Raw genomic sequence first — 11,989 nt, 5'->3', positions numbered from 1 at the left:
CCATAAAAGATGAGAGGCAGACGTAACCAGACAAACATTTTAGCTTAAATTTGCCATATAATAATACAACACGATATACTGCCATGCTAAGAAAAAGTCTGATAATGGATCATCTGCGAGTATTACCTATCGAATACTTGCAATCAAAAGAAGAGGGCAAGAATATACTGAATTATCAGCAACGCATAGATGAGATCATGCAGTCAGATACTTGTGACTTACAGAAAGAGGAATTTGCAGGAAATTTACTCGATGAGATGTACAATTTACCAATAGATGAATCTTTTCCTTACAAAGAGCCATCTACTTTAAAGGAGATAAAAGCTCTTCGTCCAGTTTTTGCATACGAAAATAGTAACACCAAAATTTCACCTGACAAATTATTCGATAAAATCTATGGAGCGTGGTTAGGTAGATGTACAGGTTGCTTATTGGGTCAGCCAATTGAAGGATGGAAACTTGCACAGATCAGAGAACTCCTAAAAGACACAAACAATTATCCCTTAACAGATTACATTTCATCGAATATAAAGGATAGCATCAAAGAAAAGCACAGTATTGCAGACCAATATTATTTGTTTGGAAATAAGCCAATCACAATAAATTGGATCAATAATATTACTCGAATGCCCGAAGATGACGATATAAATTATACGATTGCTTCACTGCATATTCTTGAAACTTATGGATGGGATTTCAATTCGGATGATGTTGCAGAAAGCTTGCTTTTGAATATACCTTTGCTTCATACCTATACGGCTGAACGGATAGCTTATCGCAATCTGTCTTTGTATAAGTTTCCACCATTATCGGCAGTCTATCGAAACCCTTACAGGGAATGGATTGGGGCGCAAATCAGAGGTGATTTCTGGGGCTACATAAATGGCGGTGATATTGAAATGGCAGCAGAAATGGCATTCAGAGATGCATCTGTATCTCACGTAAAGAATGGTATATATGGCGAGATGTTTGTTTCAGCTATGATAGCAGCAGCCATGACATCGGACGATATTGAGTTTATAATCAATTGCGGATTATCTCAAATTCCTGCAACCTGTCGTTTAACAGAGTATGTGAACATAATTGTATCTGCTAAAAATAACGGGTGGGACGAGGAACAGGTTATTGCCCATATTCATACTTCGTTTGATGAAAAACAAATTCATCATTGGTGTCATACCATACCCAATGCTATGATTGTATGCTTTGCCTTACTCTATGGAAATAAGGATTTTAAAAAGTCTTTGTCTTTAGCCATAATGCCGGCTTTCGATACCGATTGTAATGCTGCCACTGTTGGTTCTATCATCGGGCTGATTAGCGGAGCTTCTCAAATTCCGCTGAAATGGACAGCTCCACTTAATGATACAGTTTGTTCGGGTGTAAGGGGTTTCGATGAGGTTTCTATCTCATCTTTAGCTCAACGCACGGTAGATATCATTCTGGAAAAAGAGAAAGCGAAATGTTTAGCTCATCAATAGATTCCGAATAGTAAGAATACAAGTCATTTTTTCTTTGAATTTCAGAATAATTCCCTTTTAATTCCATATTTTTGCACACGTTTTGGTGGCACAATTCCATATCTACGGAAAAGTGCTGAAAAGGGAATCAGGTGTAAATCCTGAACAGACCCGCTGCTGTAAGCTCCGCCAAACAATCTTTGGATAATACTGATCCACTGTTTCTACTGAGAAACGGGAAGGAGTTCCAAAGATGGAGTAAGTCAGAAGACCTGCCAAATATGTATATAGTTTAAAGCTCGAGGTTAAGGCTTAAGAACATTCATATTCAAGATATGCTTGGCATATTGCGGCTCTATGTTTCGTATCCTCTTAATTCTGAGTATTGTTTAATTGAATAAAAAGAATTCAAGAGAAATGTATCCAATTGCATTTGTATCGTTAGGACCGGGCGAAGCCGACTTGATCACCCTCAAAGGGTTAAAGACTTTAGAGGCTGCCGATTGTATTTTCTATCCTGCAACCATTGTTAAAGAAAGCGCCCTGTCTTCGAGAGCATTAGATATTATGGTTGAATTGGAGATTGACAGTAAGAAAGCAATTCCGTTTCATGTTCCAATGAGTAAAGATCGATCTCTGGCGATTGAGGCATACAACCGAGTATCGAAGGAGGCAGAGCAACAATACCTTAAAGGATTGAAGGTAGCCATTGTAGCCGAAGGCGATGCAGGTTTTTACTCGTCTATTCATTATATATTCGATACGCTTACCAATCAGAATATTCCTGTAGAACATATTGCAGGCATTCCTGCATTTATTGCAAGTGGTGCTTTGGCAGGCATTCACATTGTGAAACAGGAGGAAGAGCTGAATGTGATTCCGGGGATTATATCGGCAAACGATCTTATCGGAAAAATAGAATCGGGTAAGGTCGTCGTTATTATGAAAGTGTCACAATGTCAGGAAGCTGTAAAGGAATGTATTTCAAAGATTCCAACGGCAACATTTCATTATTTCGAGAATGTGGGTGTTAAGGATAAGGAATATTATACTAACGATATTCAAGAAATAATCGTCCGGAAATTCCCTTATTTTTCCTTAATGATAATACATCAATAAAATGAAAAACTCAATAATTATTTATTTAGTACTATTTACTTGCACTTTTTTCTTTAGCTGTAAAAACAATCAACAGACTGAAAATAAAATCGCTTCATCAACTGTCAACTCATTCGATTCAGTTCGTATTGAAGTTAAATACGCACAAGGTTTCAATGTCTCGTATCACGATAATTACAGGTTGGTTGATATTCAAGACCCTCAACACGAAAACGAAACGGTATATCGTTATGCACTTGTCAATCGGGGGCAAAGTCACGAGGGCATACCTAAAGATTACATCGTTATAGAAGTTCCTATTCAGAAAGTGGTTTGTATGACTACTCTGCAACTTTCGAACTTTATCAAGTTGGATGCTATAGACAAGGTGGTGGGAATGACCAGCACGCATTACCTTTTCAACCAACAGATGAAAGACCGTATCAAAAGCGGACAAGCCAGTCAAATAGGTATCGAAGGTAATTTTGACAACGAGGTGGTTATGGCACTCAATCCTGACGTTATATTCGTATCACCATTTAAACGTGGAGGTTATGAATCTATAAAAGATTTGAACATTCCTCTGGTTACTTTCTTAGGCTACAAAGAAACTACAGCTTTGGGACAAGCAGAATGGATTAAGTTTACTGCTATGCTTTTAGGCATTGAACAACAGGCAAACCTACAATTCGCTGAAATAGAAAAGAAATATCAGGATCTGATTACTTTGGCTTCAAAGGCTGATAAAAAACCTATTGTATTGAGTGGCGAAATGCGTTCAGGCAATTGGTATGTAGTAGGAGGAAAGAGTTTTCTGGCACAACAATTCCGTGATGCAGGAGCAGAATATTTCTTGAAAGACAACAACGAAACGGGTGGTATCAATATGGATTTCGAATCGGTATATTCTAAAGGTGCTGATGCCGATTTCTGGCGTATGCTGGTGAGTCACGATGGCGATTATTCATACCAAGCCATGAAACAGAGTGATGCTCGCTATGCCGATTTTAAAGCTTTTAAAGAGAAAAAAGTAGTGTGCTGTAATCTTCGTCAAAAGCCTTTCTACGAAAAAGCGCCTGTTGAACCCGAAGTTGTTTTGGCTGATCTGATAAAGGCTTTTCATCCCGAATTGCTACCCGATCACAAACCTGTGTATTACGAACTATTGAAATGAGCAAAAAGCATTTTACATCATTTGCAATCATATTTGTTTCTATCGTGGCATTCTTTTTCTTGAATCTCATTTTAGGAACTATATCAATCCCCTTGCGCTCCATTTGGAATATTATCTGGAATACGGGAGAGGAATCTATTATCTGGCAAAACATTGTCTGGAAATCACGCTTTCCACAAACCATAACCGCCTTATTTGCAGGAGCAGGATTAGCTATCAGCGGATTGCAAATGCAAACTGTTTTCAGAAATCCATTGGCTGGACCTTCCGAATTGGGAATAAGTTCGGGGGCAAGCCTCGGTGTTGCCCTTATGATACTGCTTTCGGGAAGTCTGGGTGGTGTTGCCCTCAGCAAAGTAGGATTCTTTGGTGAAGTGGCTATCTCATTTGCTGCCATTGTAGGAGCGTTTGCTGTGATGGGGATTATCATAGCCATATCGCAACGTATTAGGGGTAATGTAATTCTCCTTATTATCGGTGTGATGATAGGGTATATTGCCAATGCCATCATAGGTGTGCTTAAGTTTTTTAGCAACGATGAGGATGTGCGGGCATATGTTATCTGGGGATTGGGCAGTTTCTCGAAAGTGTCAGGCGATCAGGTTTATACATTTGCAGGCATTATGCTTGTGCTTATACCTCTGTCTTTCCTGTTGATCAAAACACTAAACCTCATGTTATTGGGCGAAAGCTATGCTCGTAACTTAGGGTTGAATATCAAGCGGTCACGATTGTACGTCATTACCTGTTCATGTGTACTTACGGCAATCATAACCGCCTATTGTGGTCCTATTGTATTCTTAGGATTGGCTGTCCCTCATTTGTGCAGAACCATATTTCAGACATCCGATCACCGTGTACTTATGCCTGCCGTAACCTTGGCGGGAGCTTCATTATCGCTATTTTGTAATCTGATTGCCCGTATGCCGGGAATGGAGGGTGCATTACCCATCAATTCGGTAACGGCATTAATCGGAGCTCCTATTGTGATTTCGGTATTATTCGGAAAAAGAAGGAATGAAATTACCTAACAGAAACGACCTTCATTCGCCAAATGTAATGTTTAACGGGCGAATGCAATTCGCTCCTGCAAATGGGAAATAAATAATTTATTGATGGCAAACTCTAAACAAAAAACCATAGAATTAAAAAATCTATCCATCGGTTACCTCACCAAGAATAACCGAAAGGTAGTTGCATCGGATATTAATGCAGATATATTCAGTGGTGAACTGACCTGTTTATTAGGTGCTAATGGTATCGGAAAATCGACTTTGCTGCGCACATTATCCGCCTTTCAGCCCAAACTGGAAGGGAAAATAAACATCGAGGGAAAAGAAATAGAAACATATTCGGAGAAACAACTCTCTACATTGATAGGTGTAGTTCTTACCGAAAAATGCGATATCAAAAACATGTCGGCACGAGAACTGATAGGCTTAGGTCGAAGCCCTTATACAGGTTTTTGGGGAACACTCAGTGATGAGGATAGAGCAATCGTTGACAAGTCTATATCAATGGTGAAAATCGAAAACCTAGCCTCCCGAATGGTGCATACATTAAGCGATGGCGAACGTCAAAAAGTAATGATTGCAAAAGCTTTGGCACAGGAAACACCCATTATATTTTTAGACGAACCTACTGCATTTCTCGATTTTCCGAGTAAAGTGGAAATTATGCAATTACTTCATCGCTTATCTAGAGAAACGAATAAAACGATATTTTTATCGACTCACGATTTAGAATTGGCTCTTCAGATAGCTGATAAAATATGGCTGATTGACAAACATTCGGGCATCAATATCGGCACTCCCGAAGATCTTTCGCTAAACGGACATCTCACCTCTTTTTTTGCCCGAAAGGGAATTATATTTGATGAGGAAACGGGATTGTTTCGAATCGAAAACACTTATACCAAACAAATTAAATTGACAGGGCATGGACAAATGTACTCTATGGTTCGTAAAGCTTTGCTTCGCAACGGCATATTGGCTACCCGAAATATAGACTCGGAAGATTATATAGAGATTTACAACATTGATAACAAAGAGATTAGAATATATCAATCAGAGAAAGAACCCATTTCGGTTTATAGTATAGAAACACTACTGGAAACATTAAAACTATGATACTTATATTAGGGGGAACTACCGAAGGACGGCATGCTGTAACGGTTTGCGATGAAGCCTCAAAGCCTTATTATTATTCTACTAAAGGCGAATTGCAGGAGATTGTTTGTGCAAATGGCATTCGCCTGACAGGAGCATTAAACGAAAATGCAATGGAAGCCATTTGTATAGAAAAAAACATCCACCTTTTGGTAGATGCTGCCCATCCTTTTGCAGTTGTTCTGCATCAGACAATAGCTAAGGTATCGGAGAAATTAAATATTCCGGTGGTTCGTTACGAGAGAAGTTATGCAGAGCATGACGAAGATATTATATGGTGCGATTCGTATGACGATGCTATTAATTATCTGGAAAGACATCAGATTGATAACCTTCTGGCATTAACAGGAGTAAATACTCTTGTGAAATTAAAACCGTATTGGCAATCGCATAATTGCTGGTTCAGAATATTAGATCGGGAAGAATCGAGACTGCTGGTCGATGAAGCAAAATTCCCTTTCGAAAAAATCATTTATTATCAGCAGGGGGAAGACGATACACCCCTGTTTGAGAAGCTAAATCCCGAGGCGATAATAACCAAAGAAAGCGGCGAATCGGGAGGCTTTAATGAAAAAGTAGCCGTTGCCCGAAAGCTGAATATACCTATATTGGCAGTAAAACGTCCGCCGCTATCGCCCAACTTTATACCAGTTCATGGTGAAAACGGATTGAGAAAAATGATCGAAAAACTGGTTCCCGATTTCTTCGAATTACGCACGGGATATACTACGGGAACTTGTGCAACGGCTGCCACTAAAGCCGCCCTCACTACCCTATTGACTGGAAATTCGCTGGATGAAATAAGCATAACCTTGCCGAGTGGCGAATGGATATACATTCCAATTGCCGACACATCGTTTGGCGACAACGAAGTTACCTGCACCGTGATTAAGGATGCAGGAGACGACCCCGATGTTACCAACAAACAGGAAATAACATCGACCATACGATTAAATCAGGTGGAACGGGGCGTACATTTCTTACAGGGAAAAGGTGTAGGAGTGGTTACTCTTCCCGGTTTAGGATTGGAGATCGGAGGTCCTGCCATCAATGCCACGCCTCGAAAAATGATAAAACGTGAAGTATTCAAAGTGCTTCGGCACAATCAGTATAAGCTGCCCAATCAAAGTATTCGCATTGGTGTAGATGTAACTATCTCGGTTCCCAATGGCGAAGAAATAGCCAAACGTACATTCAATCCTAAGTTGGGAATTATTGGGGGAATATCCATTATCGGAACTTCGGGAGTCGTAAAACCGTTTTCTTCGGATGCTTTCATTCGATCTATCCGTAGAGAAATGGGTGTTACAAAAGCTCTTTATTGTGAGCGTGTAGTTATTAACTCGGGAGCAAAGAGCGAAAAATTCGTAAAGCAGATATACCCCGAATTGCCTAGTCAGGCATTTATTCATTATGGCAATTTTATTGGTGAGACTATCAAAATCGCCTCCGATCTAGGTTTCAAATACCTAACTATGGGGATTATGCTCGGAAAAGCGGTTAAACTTGCCGAAGGTTCACTCGATACACACAGCAAAAAAGTGGTGATGAATAAAGAGTTTCTTTCGGATATCGCCCGACAGAGTGGTTGTTCGGATGACATTATCACAGCAATACAAGGTATCACTTTAGCTCGTCAATTATGGGAAATTATTCCCAAAGCCAACTTCTTTTCACGGATCATACAAAAGTGTCACAAGGTATGTGCCCCTCTCCTTCCTAATGGCGAATTAACCGTTTTTCTGATTGATGAGGAGGGCAGAATAATAAAAGAATAATCTAATTATGGAATTTCAGTATATTGCTGCTCTATAAAATAAACCGACTGCTTCGCCAATGGAGTAAGTCATCGTTTCCTCATTTTTATGGAAAACAGACTTCAGAGGTGATAATTTAAAATTCTCAGATATTCTTATTACTTCGTTGTAAGTCTGAGTCGATATATTCACTGTTCATCTAAAAAGAACAAACACGCAGGTCTGATCATACAAATCAGAATGGATCTTTAAATACTTTCGATTATTTAAATAAAACTTCAGGATATGAAAGCAAAAACACTACCCACACTTACCTTAACAGCATGCCTGTTTCTTCTGAATGTAGATTCACAGGCACAAGTACCGCTAAGTAACAATATATTGCAAATGTCTAATGTTACGATTAATGATTCGTTGCAATCCAATCCCATGCAAAGTGCCTACGAAGTCTCTGGTTATATGGTAAAAGAACGACTTTTATCGGAAGATAAAGAGAATATAAAAATCATTGATGATATTTCGGAAAACGATCTGATTGTGGTTAACGGCACTTACGATCATATGCACCTTGTACTCTCGTCTCTTAGACTACCTTTTATCAGAATATCTCAGCATCAACTAAAAGATGTAAAACTGGAACCTCATCAGACCGTTTTTGTTAATTGTGCAACAAATTTCCCCGAAGATCAAGCCCGAAAATTGGCAACTTTTGTTGCTCAGGGAGGTCAATTAATTACCAGTGATTGGGCATTGAAAAACGTTTTGGAAGTCGGTTTTCCCGGATATGTATCTTTTAATGAGAAATTAACCGCTGATGAGGTAGTACGGGTAGAGGTAATGGATAAGGACGACCCTGTTATAAACGGATTTCTGGACGAAAAGACGGCTCCTGTTTGGTGGCTCGAGGGATCTTCCTACCCTATCAAGGTCTTAAATAAAGATAAAGTAAAAGTCTTAATACGATCGAACGAATTGAAAGACAAATATGGAGAAGAAGCGGTTCTCATTAAATTCAATCATGGAAAAGGCGTTGTGTATCATATGATTTCACATTTCTATTTACAAAGAACCGAAACGAAAGATGCGAAACAGAAGACAAATGCAAATGCCTATATGCTAGATAAAAACATTTCTATTTCGGAAGATTCGGTACTTAAGGGACAGATTGAAAATCTAGATTATGGGACAGTACAATCTGCCAATACGTCCTCTGAGTTTATTATGCGTGCAGTAGTAAATCAGAAAAAGAAAAACAGCAAAGAGTAAAGAGCAAAAAAAAGAAGGAGCATAGTTGAATATGCTCCTTCTTTTTTATTGTATTAAAAATATTTTGTCACCTGAATCTTTTTAAAAGAATTCATTTCATTGATCATTCTAACGGATGAATCCACTATCGGATAGGCACACAAAGCACCCGTACCTTCTCCTAAGCGGAAGCCTAAGTGCAATATGGGTTTTGCATCTAAGTATTTAAGGACAAGCTTATGTCCTGCCTCATCTCCCTGATGTCCGAAAATAGCATAATACAACACATTCGCATTCAATTTAGATGCAGCCAGCATACAGTTAGTCATAATAAAACCATCTACCAGAATTATCATTTTCAGTTCGGCAGCTTTCAGCATAGCACCTACAGCCATTACCATTTCATAACCTCCGAAATAACGGATAATATCTTCGGGCGAATTGTCTCCTTTGTAGTTTTCTTTGGCTTGTTTCAGAACATTGTATTTATGCTCCAGAATGTTTCCTGTATGGTCGCATCCAGCACCTACACAATCTTTCAACGGAATATCAGTCAAACAAGCTGTCCATAAAGCCGATGCTGAAGTATTGGTTATACCCATTTCGCCAAAGCCTATGATGTTGCACCCTTTGTCGAAACAAGCCTGTGCACAATCTGCACCACGTTGTATTGCCAAATCCATTTCTTCGTGAGTCATAGCTGCTTCATGCAGATAGTTACGTGTGCTTTTTCGGATCTTTTTATCTATAATCGGATCTTCGGATTTGAAATCGAAATTCACTCCTGCATCTACAATCTGTAGTTCGATTTTATGTTGACGAGCCAAAAAATTAATTCCTGCTCCTCCTGCCCAAAAGTTAGCCACCATTTGAAAGGTCACTTCTTGTGGTGATGGGCTTACACCCTCGGCTGCAATTCCATGATCGCCGGCAAAAACAATATGATGTGGGTTACTCAGTTTAGGTTCTAACGTCTGCTGAATCCAACCGATTTGCATGGCTAAATCTTCCAATACTCCCAACGAACCTTTTGGTTTGGTCAGATTATCTATTTTTTCTTGTAAATAAGAACGGACTTCGTCCTTTGGTTTTTCAATATTGAATTGTAACATCGTATTTTATGTTTCTTTTTTTAGTAATAATTCCCCCTCAATTAACTGTGGTTAATAACGGATATATTCATTTTTTGTTGATTCTCTCAAAATTACGAATAATAGAAAAAACTCCTGCATTTATCTGATGTAAAATCAGGTCTTATACGCTATTTTCTGAACAAATGTTTAAACTGATTAGAGTATAATTTCGATAAGCCTTCACGATTCCCGATTGCATCGCCCACAACGATCATAGTAGTTAAGGTCAGATTGTTTTCTTTGATAATCTTGGCTAAATCCTTTAACTCACCCCGATAAATACGCTCGTCTTTCCATGTCAGTTTATAGCATGCCGCTACGGGTGTTGCAGGCGGATAATGCATCAATAATTCTTCCTGCACCTGATCTACTATGGTTGCACTGAGAAATATACACATGGTACTTTGCGATTGAGCCAAAAGGTGCAATTTTTCCTTTTCGGGCATGGGCGTTCTCCCCTCCCCTCGAGTCAATATAATAGTCTGCACTTTCTCGGGAATGGTGAATTGCGACTCCAAAGCGGCAGCCGCAGCCAAAAAGGAAGATATGCCGGGAGTAATATGATACGACATTTTATATTCGTCAAAAAATGCCATCTGCTCTTGTATAGCTCCGTAAATACATGGGTCTCCGGTATGCAGACGAACTACTAATTTTCCTTTGTCATAAAATTCTTTCATGATTGAAAATTGCTCTTCTAAATCCATCGATGCCGAACTTCTTACTACTGCTCCTTGTTTGGCACAATAGGTAAGTTCGACAGGTACAAGGCTTCCTGCATATAGAATCAAGTCAGCAGCTTCCAAGAAATAACGTCCTTTTACGGAGATTAAATCGGGATCGCCGGGTCCTGCTCCCACTATTTCGATATGCCCTTGTCGAATAGCTTCTCGATCCATGGCAATGGCAAAGGTAAAATCGTTACCGGGACTTAAAACTGCTTTTTGCTTTTCGAGGATAAGTAAACCTCCATTGGCACTTTTGATTGCCGTGGCTTCCGATACGCTCGATACCGTAGTTACTTCTTTTACCTTTTGCGATGGGTTGGGTACTTCTATGTCTTTCAGTTCATCAGCTGAATAAATATTGACCGGAATGTTTTTTAAATAAACCTGAATATCTTCTAATAAAGTTTCATCTTTTTTCAAGTCTATTGAGGAAATATCTTTAATGGAAGATATTGCAATATTCAACCCTTTTATTTCGGCAGCAAGGTAATCGGTAATTCCCTTAGAGTCGCAGTCTTTACGGCAACCGACACCTAAATGCAATACTTTGGGATGATAATAGATTATCTGAATGCCTGCATCGGGATAAAGATAGGGCGTAACGGCAATCAGCAATTCATATTTATGCAATTTGATATCCTCGTATTTGTAATATACGTCTATGTGGTCGGGAGCTGTACGTTCCAAATACGTAGTTCCCTCATCATTAATATCGAGCAAGAGAGCTGTCGGTTTTTTATTGACAAAAGAAGTCAACGGATAATTAAAATTGGCGGCATTGGAAACAGTTTCCCATCCGTATTTCTGCCCGATAGTATCTAATGCCCAAAGGTTTATATTATCGCTTTGGGTAGTTATTACCGCCTCCCCGCCTATAATATTGGCGATTTGCTTCGATAAATCATTGGCTCCGCCTACATGCCCCGAAAGAACAGATACTACATATTTACCTGTACTGTCGATATTTACAACAGCTGGATCGGTATATTTGTCTACGATATAGGGCGCAATACTTCGCACACAAATACCCATTGCACCGATAAAAACAAGAGATCCTACTTTAGTAAAGAGCTCTTCTACACATTCATTGATGGATGTTATTTGTACTGTACCTTCAATCTCTGCCTTTGTGTAAATACGGGCATTCGGCAGATCTTTCTTTATGGTTTGCGCTAACCCTAAACTGCTTTCGGAGGTTAGTATGATTGCTGTTTTTGTCATTGCTT

9 protein-coding genes and 1 riboswitch are annotated in these 11,989 nt (G+C 39.2%); of the genes, 7 read left to right on the top strand and 2 right to left on the bottom strand.

Translation table 11 applies throughout. The annotated features are described in order from the left end of the window. Positions 1 to 104: 104 nt before the first annotated feature. The 7 genes from IR022_RS00665 (at position 105) to IR022_RS00635 (ending at position 8,923) form a co-directional block, all read left to right on the top strand. Complete coding sequence (locus IR022_RS00665) at positions 105 to 1,481, top strand: ADP-ribosylglycohydrolase family protein (protein ID WP_199330237.1); 1,377 nt, start codon at positions 105 to 107, stop codon at positions 1,479 to 1,481. 66 nt (positions 1,482 to 1,547) lie between these two features. Next, positions 1,548 to 1,755, top strand: a riboswitch (cobalamin riboswitch). Positions 1,756 to 1,877: 122 nt separating this feature from the next. Then, positions 1,878 to 2,579: a precorrin-2 C(20)-methyltransferase gene (locus IR022_RS00660; protein ID WP_194202238.1), complete on the top strand. Its 702-nt coding sequence runs from the start codon at positions 1,878 to 1,880 to the stop codon at positions 2,577 to 2,579. Position 2,580: 1 nt separating this feature from the next. Further along, a complete protein-coding gene (locus tag IR022_RS00655; RefSeq protein WP_194202237.1) occupies positions 2,581 to 3,732 on the top strand; it encodes an ABC transporter substrate-binding protein in 1,152 nt (383 codons plus the stop codon). Continuing rightward, a complete protein-coding gene (locus IR022_RS00650; RefSeq protein ID WP_194202236.1) occupies positions 3,729 to 4,763 on the top strand; it encodes an iron ABC transporter permease in 1,035 nt (344 codons plus the stop codon). The genes IR022_RS00655 and IR022_RS00650 overlap by 4 nt, the downstream gene beginning before the upstream one ends. 84 nt (positions 4,764 to 4,847) lie before the next feature. Continuing rightward, positions 4,848 to 5,861: an ABC transporter ATP-binding protein gene (locus IR022_RS00645; protein ID WP_194202235.1), complete on the top strand. Its 1,014-nt coding sequence runs from the start codon at positions 4,848 to 4,850 to the stop codon at positions 5,859 to 5,861. Next, positions 5,858 to 7,678, top strand: a complete 1,821-nt coding sequence (gene cbiD / locus IR022_RS00640) for a cobalt-precorrin-5B (C(1))-methyltransferase CbiD (RefSeq protein WP_050710094.1) — start codon at positions 5,858 to 5,860, stop codon at positions 7,676 to 7,678. The genes IR022_RS00645 and cbiD overlap by 4 nt, the downstream gene beginning before the upstream one ends. Positions 7,679 to 7,942: 264 nt before the next feature. Then, the gene (locus IR022_RS00635; RefSeq protein ID WP_194202234.1) at positions 7,943 to 8,923 is read left to right on the top strand and encodes a hypothetical protein; all 981 of its coding nucleotides are present in this window, start codon (positions 7,943 to 7,945) and stop codon (positions 8,921 to 8,923) included. 53 nt (positions 8,924 to 8,976) lie between these two features. Here the strand turns inward: IR022_RS00635 and cobT are convergent, their stop codons facing one another. Beyond that, on the bottom strand, positions 8,977 to 10,014 hold the full coding sequence (gene cobT / locus IR022_RS00630; RefSeq protein WP_194202233.1) for a nicotinate-nucleotide--dimethylbenzimidazole phosphoribosyltransferase: 1,038 nt from the start codon (positions 10,012 to 10,014) through the stop codon (positions 8,977 to 8,979). A gap of 149 nt (positions 10,015 to 10,163) precedes the next feature. Beyond that, positions 10,164 to 11,984 carry a precorrin-4 C(11)-methyltransferase gene (gene cobM, locus IR022_RS00625; RefSeq protein ID WP_194202232.1) on the bottom strand — a complete coding sequence of 607 codons (1,821 nt, stop codon included), beginning with the start codon at positions 11,982 to 11,984 and terminating at the stop codon, positions 10,164 to 10,166. Between the last annotated feature and the right edge of the window lie 5 nt (positions 11,985 to 11,989).

The organism is Dysgonomonas sp. GY617 (assembly GCF_015233815.1).
GTDB lineage: Bacteria > Bacteroidota > Bacteroidia > Bacteroidales > Dysgonomonadaceae > Dysgonomonas_A.
The sequence above is the reverse complement of the archived record's forward strand: the minus strand, read 5'-3'. Positions and strand labels throughout refer to the sequence as shown.

Coding starts and splice junctions, on each gene's coding strand:
- IR022_RS00665 (WP_199330237.1), top strand. CDS start 105: ATGGATCATCTGCGAGTATTACCTATCGAATACTTGCAATCAAAAGAA.
- IR022_RS00660 (WP_194202238.1), top strand. CDS start 1,878: ATGTATCCAATTGCATTTGTATCGTTAGGACCGGGCGAAGCCGACTTG.
- IR022_RS00655 (WP_194202237.1), top strand. CDS start 2,581: ATGAAAAACTCAATAATTATTTATTTAGTACTATTTACTTGCACTTTT.
- IR022_RS00650 (WP_194202236.1), top strand. CDS start 3,729: ATGAGCAAAAAGCATTTTACATCATTTGCAATCATATTTGTTTCTATC.
- IR022_RS00645 (WP_194202235.1), top strand. CDS start 4,848: ATGGCAAACTCTAAACAAAAAACCATAGAATTAAAAAATCTATCCATC.
- cbiD (WP_050710094.1), top strand. CDS start 5,858: ATGATACTTATATTAGGGGGAACTACCGAAGGACGGCATGCTGTAACG.
- IR022_RS00635 (WP_194202234.1), top strand. CDS start 7,943: ATGAAAGCAAAAACACTACCCACACTTACCTTAACAGCATGCCTGTTT.
- cobT (WP_194202233.1), bottom strand. CDS start 10,014: ATGTTACAATTCAATATTGAAAAACCAAAGGACGAAGTCCGTTCTTAT.
- cobM (WP_194202232.1), bottom strand. CDS start 11,984: ATGACAAAAACAGCAATCATACTAACCTCCGAAAGCAGTTTAGGGTTA.